The organism is Mucilaginibacter sp. GW822-FHT03E02, from assembly GCF_058801545.1.
The window spans coordinates 1262812-1281225 of record NZ_JBXANJ010000001.1 but is presented as its reverse complement, the minus strand read 5'-3'; the positions used below and the strand labels follow the sequence as shown (position 1 = coordinate 1281225).

At 42.8% G+C, this 18414-nt stretch carries 9 protein-coding genes; all 9 read left to right on the top strand.

What is annotated here, in order from left to right:
* The first annotated feature begins 25 nt into the window (after positions 1-25).
* The 9 genes from AC1RM2_RS05200 (at position 26) to AC1RM2_RS05160 (ending at position 18212) form a co-directional block, all read left to right on the top strand.
* Entirely contained in the window at positions 26-1447 is a 1422-nt protein-coding gene (locus AC1RM2_RS05200; protein WP_492983943.1) for a PA14 domain-containing protein, read from the top strand.
* A gap of 28 nt (positions 1448-1475) precedes the next feature.
* Positions 1476-2288, top strand: a complete 813-nt coding sequence (locus tag AC1RM2_RS05195; protein WP_492983942.1) for a PKD domain-containing protein — start codon at positions 1476-1478, stop codon at positions 2286-2288.
* Positions 2289-2725: 437 nt separating this feature from the next.
* Positions 2726-5203 (top strand): glutaminase family protein, encoded by a 2478-nt coding sequence (locus AC1RM2_RS05190; RefSeq protein ID WP_492983941.1) that lies wholly within the window; start codon positions 2726-2728, stop codon positions 5201-5203.
* Positions 5204-5410: 207 nt separating this feature from the next.
* Positions 5411-6253, top strand: a complete 843-nt coding sequence (locus tag AC1RM2_RS05185; RefSeq protein WP_492983940.1) for an SDR family NAD(P)-dependent oxidoreductase — start codon at positions 5411-5413, stop codon at positions 6251-6253.
* Positions 6254-6312: 59 nt separating this feature from the next.
* The gene (locus AC1RM2_RS05180) at positions 6313-7233 is read left to right on the top strand and encodes a helix-turn-helix domain-containing protein (RefSeq protein WP_492983939.1); all 921 of its coding nucleotides are present in this window, start codon (positions 6313-6315) and stop codon (positions 7231-7233) included.
* A gap of 112 nt (positions 7234-7345) precedes the next feature.
* Positions 7346-8533 (top strand): ATP-binding protein, encoded by a 1188-nt coding sequence (locus tag AC1RM2_RS05175; protein WP_492983938.1) that lies wholly within the window; start codon positions 7346-7348, stop codon positions 8531-8533.
* A 624-nt stretch (positions 8534-9157) separates the two neighbouring features.
* Complete coding sequence (locus AC1RM2_RS05170; RefSeq protein ID WP_492983937.1) at positions 9158-13285, top strand: hybrid sensor histidine kinase/response regulator transcription factor; 4128 nt, start codon at positions 9158-9160, stop codon at positions 13283-13285.
* A 311-nt stretch (positions 13286-13596) separates the two neighbouring features.
* Positions 13597-16641 carry a SusC/RagA family TonB-linked outer membrane protein gene (locus tag AC1RM2_RS05165; RefSeq protein ID WP_492983936.1) on the top strand — a complete coding sequence of 1015 codons (3045 nt, stop codon included), beginning with the start codon at positions 13597-13599 and terminating at the stop codon, positions 16639-16641.
* A 20-nt stretch (positions 16642-16661) separates the two neighbouring features.
* Positions 16662-18212 (top strand): RagB/SusD family nutrient uptake outer membrane protein, encoded by a 1551-nt coding sequence (locus AC1RM2_RS05160; RefSeq protein ID WP_492983935.1) that lies wholly within the window; start codon positions 16662-16664, stop codon positions 18210-18212.
* Positions 18213-18414 lie beyond the last annotated feature (202 nt).

The following is an 18414-nucleotide window of genomic DNA, read 5'->3' as shown; positions in this document are numbered from 1 at the left end:
TTAATACACCATAAATTAATTGATGATGAAAAATTATATATACAGTATACTACTTGGGATAACCCTTGTAACTATTTCTTGTAAGCACAATAACCTTGACGACGTAGGTTTAATAAAAAATAATGCCGTAACCATTTCTGGTGATGGCGTTGTTGTTGCGGCGGTAACAAAGGATAATGAAACAGTAAAAGTTCCATTTAAAATATCGCTATCTGCGGCGGCAACTAAAGCGTTCCAGGTAGGTATAACACTTAATAGCGATACCGTTAATCAATTAATAGCCAACGGCACTTTAAAAAATACAGTAGTGCTACCTAACGGAGCTATTGATTATCCAAGTGTAATTAATGTATCCTATGGTGCCGATACAGCTACAGGAGTTGCAACAGTGAGGCTTACAACGCTTGAAGCTAATTATGGTAAAGACGTAGCATTTGCTTTTAAACTTATCGATCCCGGAAAAGGCAACGTGGTTAAAGCGTCTAAATCAAATATCATGGTTGTGCTTAATACCAAACAGCTGATAGCCGAAAAAGATATCCATTACCTGTCAATTGTAAATGGCGGAACCATTATGAGTGTTGATTATAAAAAGAATTACACTACTTCTCCTGCCGGCATTATTATACCGCTAATTGTAAATCTATCCGGTCAGGCCGGTACTGCATTTAATGTGCACGTAAAGCTAAATACCGATACCATTAACAAGCTTGTGAGCAGCAAAGTATTACCGGCTAATGCCATCAACTTAAGCCCTGCCAATTTTACTATTGATACCCTAATCAGGGTAAACTCCAATTCAAATACGGCTCAAATACGCTTACAGATAGGGTGGCCGGTTTTTGATGCCAATATCGTGGCAAACAAAAAATTTGCATTTGCAATAAGCTTAAGCGCCCCAACAAGGCATATTTTACACCCAACAAGCAGCAAAATAATTGTTTTGGTGGAGCCTACGGTTAATCTCGACAACAATTCATACATAACGGGTAACGGCACCGGCCTAAAAGCCGAATATTTTTCAAACAACCAGCAACTTGATTTTGACGGCAGGGCGCCATCACTGGTGAGGATAGACGAAACTATTGATTTTGGCGGAGATTGGTTACCCTCAAACATTGTCAGCAACGATAACTATTCATCCAGATGGACCGGCGAGTTTTTAGCCCCGGTTCGCGGCGAGTATATATTTTATCAAACACGCTGGGACGACGGCGCCAGGTTATTTATTGATGGTAAAGCGGTTATAAACGATTTTACCACCCAGTGGGACCTGCCAAGCAGATTTGCCAAGGTAACCCTTGAACGCGGGAAGCGATACAAGATAGAAGCCGATCATCGTGAAAATGTTGGCGGTCAGCAGGCCAGGCTTGAATATGAAGTGCCGTCGGCAGGCATCAACGGAAGGCGGATTGTACCCAAAAGCCAATTATTTCCAGCACAATAATCATTTATAACGATTAATAAAAAGGCAAATGAAAAAGTTATTTAGCATAATATCAGCACTTATATTCATAGTAATGTTGTCGGTAGGATGTAAAAAGGATAAACCTGTAGATACTACCGTAGTTGAAGAACCTGTGCCCTTAACAGGCTTTACGGCGGCGAAGGCAGATAGTGTTGATTTTCTGAAATATCAGTTTACCAACACCTCAACCAATTATAAAGAGTTATTATGGCAATTTGGAGATGACAGCACTTCTGTCGAAAAATCGCCGCTGCACAAATATGCATTTGAGGGCATATACCACGTAGTACTTACATCAAGAAACTCGCAGGGGCTTTCATCAAGCCGGGAAATAATATTGAATGTAGCCGATCCTAATTTTGACAGAACAAAGGTGGGCGAAAGCTATTTTGCCACTATTGGCGGTACTTTTACTGTTTCGCGCGATAACGGAGGCGGTCCTAATTCAAACGAGGGGTCGCTAAAAGTGGTTGACGGCGATCCGAATTCAAAGTTTTTTCAATCCGGCTTTTCCGGCGACCTGGTGATGAAGTATGAGCTTAAAACAGCTGCACTTGCAGGAGCGTACACTTTAATAAGCGGTAATGATTCGCCCGATCGGGATCCTAAAACCTGGATATTGCAGGGTTCTGAAGATGGGATAAAGTGGATAAACTTACATTCGCGCACAGGGGAGCTGTTTTCTGGCCGTGCCCAACGTAAATTATATCATTTCAATAACAATGTGCCCTACAAATTTTACAGATTAAGCATTAAGGCAAATAACGGCAGCCGCGATTTTCAAATGGCCGAATGGACAGTAAATAAAAAGCAACCTTAAGCCACAACATTTATGGGCGCGTTTTTACGTACGCTGAACTCGTAATTGCATTAAGCTAAATAAAATATAGATCGCGATTTAAAAAACGGAGAATCTTTTGAGTGGCAAGGCATTAAAAAGTGTCACTTTGGTTACAGTTTTTAATTTTTCAAGTATCGGCTTTATGGTAAATGCAATTTTACTACGGGGTAAAATTGTATTTATCATAAGCCTAAACCCAGTGCTTAGCATTAAAAATCACTTTGGGCTTGCATCTGACTCTGGAGGTATTAATAATTAATTTACCCGAAATGAGTTCCTGGAGCCATCACCTTTTGCCCAATCATGACCATTAATTGTCAAGCCTTTATAATCGCCCCAAAACAAGCATGTTACTTGGCACGGCGGTTAATGATTCATTTTTACACGATAATAAATTTACAAACACAGACCAACGAATGACGAACGGAATTAATAAATTAAAGATACTTGCCGTTATAGGATGCGTTTTTGCCGGCATGTTGCTCAAAGCACAAGATCGGAAGGCGCCATCTTATCCATTAATTACACATAACACCTATTTTAGCATTTGGTCAAATACAGATAAGTTAAACGAGTCATCTACAGTACATTGGACGGGGGCAGAGCAGTCACTTTTGGGGTTGATAAATGTTGATGGAGATGTTTTTCGTTTTATGGGCGTGGAAAGTCCTAATTATATCACCATTCTGCCTGCATCAGATGAAAAGACATACCAGGTACAGTATACAGAAATTGAGCCCCAGGGAGATTGGAAATCACCTGATTATGCAGCCTCGGATTGGAAAACAGGTTCGGCACCAATAGGGGACGATATTAAAAACATAAAAACCATTTGGCGCTCAAACGAAATATGGGTGCGAAGGCCATTCAGGATTTCTAATCTGGCGGCAATTAACAAGCTTTTTTTAAAGATAAACCATGATGATAATATTCAGGTTTTTGTTAACGGGAAAAAGGTATATGCTAAGGAAGGCTGGACAAGCAATTTTCAATACATCGCACTAAATGATAAAAATGTCCTTAAAGAAGGCGATAACACTATCGCTATACATTTAATGAATACTGCCGGTGGCAGATATCTTGATTTTGGACTGGTTGACAGGCAAAAAGATAATGCTGTAAAAATACAGGTAGCCAGGCAAAAAAATGTTGATGTAAATGCTACCCAAACCATTTATGATTTTACCTGCGGTAAAATAGACCTGAAATTAACGTTTACCTCGCCGCTATTGATGAATGACCTGCAATTGTTTGCCAGGCCTGTATCTTATATTACTTATCAGGTTAAAGCCAATGACGGTAAAATGCACCAGGTTAAGGTTTCCTTAAGTGCATCATCTAATATTGCCGTTTATAATCCCTCGCAGGAGGTAACAACCCAAAAATACGCTACGAATAAATTGTCGGTTTTAAAGGTAGGAACTATTGAACAACCGGTTTTGAAAAAAGCAGGTGACGATATGCGGATTGATTGGGGATATTTTTATGTTGCTGCCCCCAACACAAGCAATGCTATTCAATTTGTTACGCCGGGAAAAGATGCTGCCGGCGCTTTTATAAAAGGTAGTTATCAATCAACGGCTAAGCAAGGCAAAATGCTGGCATTAAATACCATTATACCTTTTGGCGCAGTTGGTAATGCCCCGGTCGAAAAATTTGTCGAGTTGGGTTACGATGACATTTACTCCGTTCAATACTTTAACAATAATTTAAGGCCATGGTGGAATGCTTCGGGAAAAGCAACCATTGAGGGGGAATTGACTGATGCCGCTTTGCAGTACAAAAAGGTAATGGATAAATGCGATGCTCTTAACAAATCAATTTACGCCGATGCTGTAAAATCTGGCGGGGTGGAGTATGCACACCTGTGTATGTTAAGCTACCGGCAAAGTATTGCGGCACATGCACTGGTTAAAAGCCCGCAGGGCGACATCTTATGGTTGTCTAAAGAGAACAACAGCGGCGGTTTTATCAATACTGTTGATGTAACATACCCATCTGCACCTTTATATTTAATTTACAATCCATCGTTATTAGAAGGGATGCTAAATGGCATTTTTTATTTTAGTGAAAGCGGAAAATATCCTCATCCATGGGCTGCGCATGACTTAGGAACTTATCCGTTAGCAAACGGCCAAACCTATGGCGAACCGATGCCAATTGAAGAATCTGGAAATATGCTGATTTTAACAGCTGCAATTGCAAAAGCCCAGGGTAATGCAAATTATGCAAAGCAGCATTGGAAAACACTTAGCACCTGGGTCGATTACTTGGCAAAAGAAGGACTTGATCCTAAAATGCAGTTATGTACCGACGATTTTGCAGGCCATTTGGCCAGAAACGCTAATTTATCGGTAAAAGCCATTGTGAGCATTGCCTGTTATGCCCAACTGGCAGAGACGCTGGGGTATACCGAAGTTGCCGGTAAGTACAGGGCCATAGCTGTGAGTATGGTGCCTAAATGGATAGAAATGGCTGACGCCGGCGATCACTATGCATTAACTTTTGATGATAAAAGTACATGGAGCCAAAAATATAATTTGGTTTGGGATAAAGTTTTAAACCTAAACTTGTTCCCGCAAAAAGTATATGATACAGAAATCAGTTACTATTTAACTAAGCAAAACAAATACGGTATTCCGTTGGATAGCAGAAAATCGTATACTAAAAACGACTGGATTTTGTGGACTGCTACCTTTGCTCCAAATCAGAATGAATTCCAGGCATTGATTCATCCTGTTTATAAACACGCAATTGAAACAGAATCAAGAGTGCCTTTAAACGATTTTTATGATTCAAATACAGGCATACGCGATAATTTTAAAGCCCGCAGTGTAGTTGGTGGTTTCTATATGAAAATGCTTGCTGATAAACTAAAAATGACAACAAAGTAATTTCAAATAATGCCCGTAAACGGAAATACAACGTTTAAAATGCTACTGTTGAATAGGAACGTAAGGCACCTTTACCAATAAAACATTAACACGCTAATAGCACTCAACTAAATCCGCAATTAGGCTACAAATGCCCCCAATTAGGCTACATACGGCCGGCTGGTACTCCTGATCTTTGCTTTATCAATAATTGAAAAGATAAGGAACATGGAAAGTAAATTGAATAGTAAAGTTTGGTTCATTACGGGCGCTTCGCGCGGTTTTGGACGTGTTTGGGCAGAGGCCGCTCTTGAGCGTGGCGACAAAGTTGCGGCAACGGCACGTAAAGTAGATAGTTTAGCCGGACTTAAAGAAAAATATGGCGAAAATGTGTTAACCCTGGAATTAGATGTAACCAGCCCTGGCCAGGCAAAAACGGCCATAAACCAGGCATATGCCCATTTCGGGAGGTTGGATATTGTACTGAACAATGCCGGCTATTCATTAGTGGGAACTATTGAGGAGGCGAGTGCCGAAGATGTTAAGGCAATGTATGAAACCAACATTTTTGGGGCAATTGCAGTTATCCAGGCAGCATTACCGTTGCTTCGGGTGCAAGGCGGAGGCCATATTCTTGGCACATCCAGCAATCTTGGTCATGTTACCCTGCCGGTAATTGGTTACTACTGCTCGTCAAAGTGGGCATTTGAGGCTATTCATGAAAGCCTGGCGGCAGAGGTAAAAGACTTCGGCATCAAAGTGACTATTATTGAGCCGGGTGCTTACGCTACTGAATTTGGCAGCCAGGACTCTTTGAAATTTGCAGCCGGCATGGAAGTATACGCGGATTTTAAAACGCAGTTTTTCGGAAGATTAAAAGACGCGGAACGAGGCGACCCGAACGCCACTCCACAAGCGCTTTTCCAGATTGTAGATGCGGAAAACCCGCCGTTACGGTTTAACCTGGGTAGCCAAAATTTGCCATGGGTACGCGCTGCTTACGCAGAACGGTTGGCCTTATGGGAAAAATGGGACGCCGTTTCCAGTTCGGCCCAAAAGGTAGCTGAGTAATAACCAGATCATAACCGGTAATTAAAATGGTTGCCGGTTATGATTATATTTGTTTTGAAATGAAAAAAGACGAAAAAAGTCTGCATAAATTTGAAACGCTAACCGATGCCCATCGGGCCTTCGGCCTGCCTCATCCAAAGCACCCATTGATAAGTATAATCAACGGGGCGCAATCCGGGGCTCAACTACACCAGCCGGCTCAGCATCATGTGTTGGGCTTTTATAAAATTTCTTACAAGCCAAAACTTGGCGGCAAATTGAAATATGGTCAGGGCTATTATGATTTTGATGAAGGCGGCTTGCTGTTTGCTTCCCCCGGCCAGGTCATAGGTAGCGGCGATAACGAGGGAACGGTATGTTCTGAGTATACCTTGCTAATTCATCCGGATTTCTTTTTAGGTTATCCTGTAGCTAAAAAGATCAGTCAGTACGGGTTCTTTTCTTACTCAGCCAACGAAACGCTACACCTTTCTGAAAGTGAGAAAGTTACCATCATTTCTATTTTCAGGATCATGGAAGAGGAACTGAATAGCCGTATAGATGATTTTAGCCAGGATGTCATCATATCCCAAATTGAGTTGTTGCTAAATTACGCCAACCGCTTTTACAAGCGCCAATTCATTACCCGTAAAATAGTAAGCCATGATCTGCTGCAAAGGCTGGAAGACTTGCTGGCCGGCTACTTCGGCAATGAACATGCTTTAAGTAAGGGTATTCCAACCGTTCAGTATCTTGCCGAAAGCCTGCATCTGTCGCCCAGCTATTTAAGCGATATGCTGCGCGCGCTTACGGGTCAAAACGCGCAGCAGCACATCCATGATAAGTTGATCGAAAAGGCAAAAGAAAAACTTTCTACCACTACACTATCGGTGAGTGAAGTAGCCTATGCGTTGGGGTTCGAACATCCACAGTCATTCAGTAAGCTATTTAAAACAAAAACCAACCTGTCTCCACTCGAGTTCAGGCGGTCTTTTAACTGAGCAAGCCCTTGCAAAGGGTACTGGGGGTATTTTTAAATAACATAAGATTGATTTGTATACTATATGATGAAAAGTCAATCAAATAGTATTTCTTTTTGAGTATATTTACATCGTGAAAGAAAGATTAATTTATACTGCCCTGCTGGATCATTGTAAAAAAAAACAAGTTACCGTCATTACCGGCATGCGTCGGGTTGGCAAAAGTACCGCTGTAAGATATATCTTAAAACAGTTGGGAGGTTCCAACCATCTTTATCTTGATTGTGAAAGGATCGAAATCCGTGTGCTTTTTAATGCCACTAATTATGAAGGTATTAAAAGTGAACTGGAATTAATGGGCATCGATTTTTCGCTGCCCGCGATCGTTGCGCTCGATGAGATACAGTTGGTGGAAAACCTACCCAGTGTGATCAAATATTTCTATGACACTTATGGGGTCAAATTTATCGTGACTGGATCAAGTTCTTATTATATGAAAAACCGGTTCTCTGAAAGCCTTGCCGGTAGGAAACGTATTTTTGAAATGTATCCGCTAAGCTTCAGTGAGTTCCTGGCTTTTAAGGAACTGACTCCGCCAAGTATTGAAAAATATGCCTGGAAACCTTTTGACAGGGCATGGTACAACAGGTTTTCAGCAGCGTACGCAGAATATATCCGTTTTGGCGGTTTTCCGGAGGTGGTATTGGAAGAGAGTCAAGCCGACAAAGTGGAGTTACTGAAAGATATCATTAATTCCTACATAGAAATTGATGTCAAATTATTAGCCGACTATTCGCTGAGTGAAGACCTTTATAAACTGATCAAGGTGCTGGCTGCCCGTACGGGTAACAAAGTGGATTATACCAAGATCAGTAGCGTTACAGGTATTAACCGTCAAAAAATCGCGAGCTACATCCAGTTGCTGGAATATACCTACCTGATCTATCAGGCCAAACCCTTTACAAAAAATATTGATAAGGAGATCTCACAGCAAACCAAGCTATATTTCGCAGATACAGGCATCCTTCAGGTATTAGCCGGGATGCAAGTCTCCAGTGGGCAAGTGTTCGAAAATGCGATCGCCGCACAATTGAAAAGTCAGGGTACCATTCAATATTATCAAAAGAAGACAGGGCAAGAGATCGACTTTGTTTTTAACGGAGATATGGCTATAGAGGTAAAAGAAACACCCTCACAGCAAGACCTGCAAACCATTTCCCAGCGCGCTGCAGGTATCGGTATCTCTCAATATCTTGTTATTGGAAGATATCTGCCTGCCAGTGCTTTTACAGGTTTTACCTGGGGCGGCAACATCTATTGAGTAGGGCCTCGTCGGGGTAAATTGTAAATGCTATTACTGTAAAAAGTATAAAGTCGTCTGGGGGTATTTACATTATCAAAATATTTTTTAATGATTTACATCAAGGTGAGTATAAATTTATTCAACTGTTGTCTTTTCTTCAATAATACACAGTTTTAAAATGATATGCAGGCTGTTTTATGCATCTGAACAACCGGGCTGTAACAAATACAAGGTTGGAAGCGAGACGGACCCTTCGCCAAACCCGGTGAATCCACCGGGCGATATTTTACCACTATGGCTATCCGGAACCCACTTACCCCGGATTTCTGACTGCAGTTACAGTAATTACAACTTATTAAGTTAACAACCTCTTTTTCGTTAGTAGATAATACCAACGATCATACAAACGCCGGCCTCCGGTTTCGGGAGTAGCTTATTCCTTGAATATAAAGTGTTAAGCTGGATGTAGTGTAGATTTAGCCCGGTTTACTTAAGTCGGCTATCTTTAAATAAGTGTTTTAAAAACAATAATTAATTTGATGATAAAATGTAATAATCACTAAATTAGTGAGCCAATTAATAAATCGCCCCTGAGGGTAAATTCTGTTGCTAAAAAATCGCACTGTAGCTTGCAGCCATTTTATGAAGAGATTGCTTTTTATAACCGCATTTATACTATTAAAGTATAACGCCGATTCCTCCTCGCTCCCGATGTCGTACCTGGGGATTGAGCAGGGCTTATCTAACAATACCGTAACCACCATTTTTAAAGATAAATTCGGCTTCATGTGGTTTGGCACCCTTGATGGCCTTAACCGGTTTGATGGCTATTCCTTCAAAAAAATCAGGAACAAGATAAATGACCCGGCAAGCCTACCTGAAAATACCATTACTGCCCTGGAGCAGGATGAGCTGGATAGGATATGGGTTGGTACCCGTCATGGAGTTGGTATTTTAGATAGTAAAACACTCTATTTTTCGCAGATAACTTACAAAACGGGCATAGCAGAAGCCCTGGCGCCGCTGCCGGTTGATAAAGTAGTTAACGTGTTAAAAAAAGATCTGTCGGGAAATATGATGATCGGATCAGCAGATGCCGGTTTACTGATTTATTATAAAAATAAAACCTTTGCGGTTGAGATTCCGCTATTAAATGCCCAAAAAAAGCAACAATGGAAATACACGGTAACCGCGCTTACAATACTGAACGACCACAGTATTTGGCTGGTTGTTGATAATGTTGGTTTATGCAGGTTTTTACCTGGCAAAAACGTTGTGCTCCCGGTTACCAACTCGTTTCCGTCGGCTACCTATTTGAAGCAAGGGCCCGATGGTAACCTGTGGGTAAGCACCAATGCAGGCATGTTTTCTTTCAATACCTTAACCAGCCAGTTAAAACATCAGTCTTTCAGCAATAAGGCGCTTGATAACATCAAGATATTTGATTTTTATTTCGATAAGGCTAAAAATCTATGGCTGGCAACCGATGGTATAGGTGTTGGTATTGTAAATATTTTTGGTTCGGGGCAATGTACCCTGCTTCAGCAGCAGGATGCTGGTACGCTTTCCAGTAATTCGGTTTATGCCATTTATGAGGATAACCAAAGCCGCAAATGGATAGGGACGTTAAGGGGCGGGATCAGTGTTATCGACCCTAATAAGAATCAGTTTAAAACCATTGTACATCAGCCTTATAATAAAAACAGCCTGGTATCCAATTTTACATTTTCGTTTTGTGAGGATGCCGGCCACAACATCTGGATAGGCACAGATGGTGCAGGCCTTAGTTTGTGGAACCGGGCTAAAAACACTTTTACCACTTTTATACATGACGAAAACAATCCGCAATCGTTAAGCAATAACCGTGTTTCATCAATCATTAAAGATAGCCAGAACCAAATATGGGTGGCCACATTTGGAGGTGGAATAGCTATATACGATGTCAACAGCCATTTGTTTAAAAATGTACCGTTTGAAAATACCCTGAATTATAGAAGGTCTACCTGGAAAATTTACATGGATGCTGACAACAAAATTTGGACAACAGCCTTACGGGGAGAAAAGGCGGGGTATGAGCGTGGCCGGCTTTTTTATTTTGATAAGGTATCCGGCAAATTTGTTTCGGCCGGGTTTGATGTTAAAGACGATGTACTGTCAATAGCTGATGATGGAAAGGGTAATTTGTGGCTTGGCGGTTTTAAAAACCTGGTGCGGGTTAATAAACATACGGGGCAATCGACGGTAATACAGTCAAATATTGCCGTAAGGAGTTTGCTGGTTACAGCAGGTACCCTATTTGTTGGTACCCATGGCAAAGGCTTAATGACTTACCAGCTGGCTACGGGTAAAATGGCCTGGTATAACGAAAATAATGGGCTGCCCAACAATACCATATTAAATATCGAAAGCGATAATAAGGGGAATTTGTGGATGAGCACCTTCAACGGCTTATCAAAACTAAAGATCGCCACAAAAAAATTCGAAAACTACTATGCCTCGGATGGCCTGCAATCCAACCAGTTTTACTTTAACGCATCCGGGAAACTGGCGTCCGGCGAACTGCTTTTTGGCGGGATAAAAGGCTTTAACATTTTTTACCCGGATAGCATCAGGCGTTTTAACAGCTTCCCTGATTTGTTGATTACGCAGGTTAATATCGAAAATGAAAGTGCCAACGCCAATAATGCTTATATAAAAAACGCCGCAAACATTTATGATATCGATAAAATCCGGCTGCCATATGATAAGGCCGTACTATCAATGGAGTATGTTGCCCTGGAGTATTCGCTCCCCGAAAAAATTCAATATGCCTACTACCTGCAAGGCTGGGATAAAGGCTGGAACTACGTTAACAATGCGCGGGTTTTAAATTATTCAAGGCTAAGCGAAGGCAACTACACGCTGCATATTAAGGCCACCAACGGTTATGGCGTATGGAATACAAAAGAAAAAATCGTATATATTACCGTGCTGCCGCCCTGGTTCAGAAGTTGGTGGGCCTATTTGCTTTATATGGGCATCGTCTCCGCGTCGGTTTACGGTTATATTTATTACCATAAAAAGGAAAACCGGCTGCACTATGAAGTTAAGCTGGCCAACCTGAAGGTGGAACAGGAAAAAGAGCTTAACGAAAAGAAGATTGCTTTTTTTACCAATATCTCGCACGAGTTCAGGACACCGCTTACACTTATAGCGAATCCTATTAAGGAGTTATTACAAAATAACGGCAAAAATATCGACCTGATAGACCTTAGTTCGGTGTATCGAAATGCAAGGCGGCTCCTTAGCCTGGTAGACAGGTTGTTGCTTTTCCGGTCGACGGATAATGAGTTAACCGAGTTGAAAAAAGAATGGGTAAGCCTGTCGGACGTTGCCCGCGAGGTTTTTTCATGCTTTAATAACCAGGCTAAAGCAAAACACCTTGATTATCAATTGCACATGGACCAGGAAACTCTGGCCTGTATTGATAGGGAGAAAATTGAAATCGTGTTGTTCAATTTACTTTCCAACGCGCTTAAATTCACGCCCGATCATGGAAAAGTGGCCATGCACATCCGGGAGACAGGCGACAGAATTGAAATAGAAGTTCATGACAGCGGACACGGAATTTCGGCAGAGACAGGAGGACGTCTTTTTGAAAAGTTTTACCGCGAGGAAGTAATAGACAGGGCTAACCAAAGCGGATTTGGCATTGGTTTATTCCTTGCCAAAAAATACGTTGATATCCATGGCGGAGATTTATCATATACCAGCGCGCCGGGCGAAGGAACGGTTTTCAAAATTGGATTGCCAGGATCGGACGAAGTGACTAAACCATTGGCAGTAACTAAACCGGTTTTCCGTTCCTCGGCTTTTGAGATCCTGAACGAAGCTATTATTGATCCTGAACCCGGATTGTTGAGGGAGCCCGAAAAGCCAGATCATGTAAGTGAATTAATGGAAAGCATTGTAAAAGACAAGCCATCGGTGCTGGTTATTGATGATGATGGTGATATTCGTCAATATCTGAGGAGGTTGCTTAAGGATTCCTATAATGTTTATGAGGCAGAAGATACGGTGCAAGGGTTTGAAATTGTGATGCGGGTTGACCCCGATATTATTGTTTGCGATGTTGTGATTAAGGAGTTTAGCGGAATTGAGTTTTGTTCTAAATTAAAAGATTCGCCCTCGTTTAGCCATATACCTGTAATTCTTTTAACCGGCAGTTCTTCGGCCGAAATAAAGTTAAAAGGGGTTGAATGCGGAGCTGATGATTACATAACCAAGCCTTTTGAAAACGACCTGCTGGTTGCGCGCATTAAAAGTATTTTAAAAGGCCGCAACACGCTTAAACAGTTTTTCCTGAACGAGGTAACGCTAAAAAGTAACAACCTGAAGATTCCGGAGGAGTACAGCCTGTTTTTGGCAAAGTGTATTGCTTTGATAGAAAAACACCTGGATGACGAAAATTTTTCGGCAACTGTGTTCACAAAGGGCATGGGGATGAGCCGGTCTAATTTATTCAGGAAGGTTAAAGCTATTTCGGGGTTAAATATTTCTGAATTTATCAGGCATATCAAACTCAAAAAAGCTGCTGAACTATTGATTCAAAGCGATTTGCAGATTAAGGAGGTTGCCTATAAAATTGGTTTCCAGGATGTGAGGTATTTCCGGGAACAGTTTTTTAAGCTTTTTGAATTGAACCCGTCGGATTTTATCCGCAAGTACCGGAAAACTTTTGTAAAAAGTTATAACCTGGGGGCCGGAATGGCACCCGAAAATACCAGGTAGGCGGGCAGGCGGGCCTATGTACAAAGCGCTTGTATATGAATCTAACCCGGTTTAGGAACGACTTCCTGGCCGGGTTTCTATTTAAAATGTTTTTTTGCCGCGCCCGGTAAAACGGCGGCAATCCGGCCAATTGCTTTAATTGGCGTTTTATAGCCCTTTTGGGGCTTAAATATGCAAATCTACCACCGTTGTTTGGCCGTTTAGCCGCCTCCAAAAGAGTGGTTTTCAATCGAGATTAGCACTCGAAATCCTGTCAGCGCCCAATTTGACCGGACCGAAATCCAATTATTTAAACTTTTAAATCCAAAATTATGAGAGATTTTACTTTCCGTATCCGATGGCTGCTAACCATCTTTTTTTTGTGTTTTTTTACCGCGCTTGCCAGCGCCCAGGACAAGCCGGTTTCCGGTAAAGTTGTCGACGCTGGGAATGGGACCCCATTGATTGGCGTATCGGTAATGGTTGCAGGAACATCAAATGGTGTTGCTACAGATGCCGATGGCAAGTTCACCATCAGCGTGCCCCAGAAGGCAATTTTACGGTTCCAGAGCATGGGTTATGCCGCTGTTAATGTGGCGGCCGATTTTAGCGGCCCTATGGTGGTTAAAATGGCGGCGGCCGGTAAAACCCTTGATGAAGTTGTTGTGGTGGGGTACGGCGTTCAGCGCAAATCAGACCTTACCGGCTCGGTAACAAGCATTAAGGCGGCCGATATTACCAAAATTGGCGGCAGCAATGCTGCCGAAGCTTTACAAGGCAAGGCGCCAGGCGTACAAATACTAAACCAGGGTGGCCCGGGCACAGCTCCATCTGTATTTATCAGGGGCCTGGGTACCAACGGCGATGCAAGTCCACTTTATGTTGTTGACGGTATGATGGTGGCCAATATCACTTTCCTGGCTCCGGGCGATATCGAATCAATGGAAATATTAAAGGATGCTTCATCTACGGCCATCTATGGCTCACGCGGTGCAAACGGTGTTATCCTGGTTACTACCAAAAAGGGCAAAGCCGGTAAACCGGTCATCAACTTTACTACTTCTCACGGCTTCCAGTTTCTGACACGTAAGTACGATGTTGCCAACGGTAAAGAGTACGCGCAGCTGGTAAACATGTTTAAAACCAATGCCGGCGCATCCCCGGTTTATAATAACCTGGATACTATTGGTGCCGGTACCGATTGGATTAAAGAGGTAACCCAAAAAGGAATGGTGAGCGACTATGGCCTTTCGGTAGGCGGGGGCAACGAAAATGTAAATTATAATATCAGCGCCAGTTACCACAAAGAAGAGGGCGTTTTAAAATATACCGATTATAACCGACTCACCCTGCGGGCCGATAACGGGTATAAGTTAAGCAACAAATTATCTATCGGGCACAATCTTTCACTGGCCAGCAGCAATTATAATGGCGATGGTGTTTCTAACACCGGGCGTGGAATAAACTCTATCTCCCGCATCTCGCCATTGTTACCGGTTTATAACCCCGATGGGTCTTTTTCAAAAGGCCAGGATATTGATATTGTAAACCCCTTTGCCGAGTTATATTATCATAAAGACAATAAAGTACATCCCCTGCAATTTGTGGGCAACGGGTACCTGAACTACAATTTGCTTGATGGCCTGGTATTCCGCAGCAGTTACGGGGTAGATTATACGCAAAACAAAATAAACAAGTATACGCCATCTTACAACTTGGGGGCAAATCAAGCAAACCAAACCACTATCGAAAACGGGTACACTACTGTTTCATCGTGGTTATGGGAAAATACCCTTACTTACAACAAACAAATTGGCAAACACCATATTAATTTATTGGGTGGCTACACAGCGCAAAATACCAATTACGGCGGTGTTGACGTAACCGCCAGCGGACCGCTGACCACAACTGACCCCAATTATCGCTACATCCAGGTGTATCCAACCAGCAGCATCAATTCATTAGGTGCATTGCCTTCAAGCGAATCAATCCTGTCCTATCTTTTCAGGGCAAATTATAGCTACATGGACCGTTACCTGCTAACGGCTTCATTCAGGAGTGATGGCTCATCAAAATTTGCTGATGGCAACAGGTGGGGATATTTTCCTTCGGTGGCATTGGGCTGGCGGGTATCCCAGGAAAAATTCATGGAAAACGTAACCTGGATCAGTAACCTTAAACTACGCGGCAGCTGGGGACAAACAGGAAGCAACAAAATTGCCAACTATCAAACCTATAGCACACTTAACCAGGAAACTACTTACGATGGCGTTTTTAACGGGGTATTTTATCCAATGGCAACCATAATTGCGGCCGCCAACCGCGATATTACCTGGGAAGTTTCACAACAATCCGATCTTGGTTTGGAGTTTACCACGCTTAACGACCGCCTGCGAATTGAAGCCGATTACTACAGGCGCGATACCAAAAACCTGCTCCTGGTGTTACCCATCCCAGGCGGTTCTACAGGAACAAGCGCTGCTTACTCAAATGCCGGAACAGTACGCAACAGCGGCTTTGAGTTCCAGGCAAGCTGGAACGACAGGGTTGGCCAATTTAAATATGGTGTAACAGTTACCGGAAGCGCCAACAAAAATAAAATCCTTGATTTTAAAGGGTTAACATCCTACGCTTCAGATTTTATGGTGCCATCTACCCACATATCTAAACAGGGCTTTCCAATTGGCGATTTTTATGGATATAAGTCGGCAGGGATAGTTCAAAGCCAGGCGCAAATTGATCAGTTAAATGCCGATGCAGCTACCAAAAGTGGTGTCGCCGGCAAACAATACTGGTCGGGCCTTAAACCGGGCGACCTGCTGTTTAAAGATATCAATGGCGATGGCTTTATTGATGGCAACGACAAAACAGATATCGGTTCGCCCTATGCAAAATTTGTTGGAGGTATTTCAATAACCGCTGCCTACAAAGGGTTTGATATCGCCATTGATATGATGGGTAGCTTTGGCGGGAAGATTTATAACGATTCGCGTAACCAGTTTGTAAGTTCGGGCCTTTCTAACCTTAACGTAGAGTGGCTTGACTCCTGGACACCAACACATACCAATACCAGCATTCCCCGTTATGCCGTAAATACTTCAACAACACAATCGTCTGATTTCAACATTTTTGACGGTACTTACATTAAAGCGCGGTACATGGAATTAGGGTACACGTTTGGCAAAGCAGTAGTAAGCAAGCTGGGCATTTCAAGCCTGCGGGTATACGTTAATGCCACCAATCCTTTTTATATCACAAAATACAAAGGGTTTTCGCCCGAGGTATCCAATGCTTACGGAGTATCAACCATTGGCGACGACTTCCGCACGTATCCTGTTTCGGGAACTGCAAGGCTGGGTATAAACTTAAATTTTTAAAAGCTTTCAGAATTTGAATTATGAAAAATATAGTAAAGATATTAATGCTGCTCAACCTGCTTGCTTTATGGTCGTGCAAAAAAAGCTTTCTTGATAAACAGCCTTTAGGAGTGCTTTCCAGCGCTACTTTCTCTTCGGATACAACTACGCTTGGTTTGGCTGTTAACCGGCTGTATGGCTCAATTGCCTGGCGCGAATTCAGGATAGGCCAGCACCAGTATTCAACCAAAGAGATGTGCGGTGATGATTTTATAGTAGGCACCAACGCCGATTTTAGCGTATTCCAGAACTATAGTTTTTTAGCCGATAACTATATGATTGAAAGGTATTGGGGCAGGGCGTACGAAAATATCCACTATTGCAATGTGGTTATCGACCGTACACCTGCATTTGCCGCCCGCTATTCGGCCGAGTTGTATGAGGCGCAGGCTAAATATTTCCGCGCGTATTACAATTTTGATTTAACCAATGTTTTTGGTGATGCGCCTTTACGTGATCATGACCCGGTAACCCCTGCGGAGTACAATATTCCAAAAAGCTCGCATGCCGATATTATTAAACTGGTGATATCCGATTTAAAATATGCCATAGCTCATTTGCCTACCCGCTCACAATGGGGAACCGCCAACCTGGGCCGTGTTACCAAAGGTACGGCGCAAGGTTTGCTGGCCAAAGTATACCTGTATGATCAGGACTACGCCAATGCCAAAACTTATGCTGAGATGGTTATAAACGGCGGCGAGTACAGCCTGTATAACGATTACCGGGATTTATTCAGCCCCGACCACTTGTACTCATCTGAAAATATGATGCCGGGCGGACTGATTTATAACGCGTCGTTGCCGGCGGGCCGCCAGTATGCCCCTTACCTGCAATACCAGGGTTTGCCTTCGTTGGGTGCAAATGGTGCTATATATCCATCGCCAAACCTGGCCAGCAATTACGAAAGCGGCGATCCGCGTTTTGCTGCCACGTTCTTTACCCGGACGGATATTATCCCCGGTTACAATAACAACCAGCCTGTGGTTTTTCCGTCAAATACCGATTACGCTAATAAAAAAGTAATATGGCCTTTTGCCTACTGGAATGCCGGCAACTTTAATTTTCAAAGCGTTAACCCCATGTACCTGCGCTATGCCGATATTATTTTAATAGCTGCAGAAGCAAGCAACGAATTGGGTAACACTGCCGATGCGCTCAAATATTTGGAGATGATAAGATACCGGGCCCGCGGTAATAAAACCTTTGCCGCATCGATAGCTGCCGGCGATAACGGCGGCGCCGGGGTACTGCCTCAAATTATAACAACCGATAAAACAGCCCTGCGTTTAGCAATCTGGCACGAACGGCGTATTGAGCTGGCGCTGGAATTTAACAGGTGGTATGATTTGGTACGTTACAATAAAGTAGCCGCCGCAAACGGAAGCAGCGGAACGGGTTACACTGAAAACCTGCTGAAGAACGTTTATGGAAGAACAAACTTTAACTACACCAAGTTTAGCCATTTCCCAATACCGCAAACGTTTATAACCTCCTCAAACGGTGTGCTTACCCAAAATAGCGCATGGTAAAAGTTAGGATGTAAAACAGTAATATCCAATAAAAAAGCGGGGCCGCCAATAAAGGTAGCCTCGCTTTTTTTATTATGGCGTGTATTAACTATTCGCCATGACGTGTTTGGGTTCAAATAAACATCGGCTTTGAACGCCTGCTACGACTCACCCGGTCGAGGCTGCGCCCGACCACTCTCTCCGGCTGAAGCCGCAAAGAGGG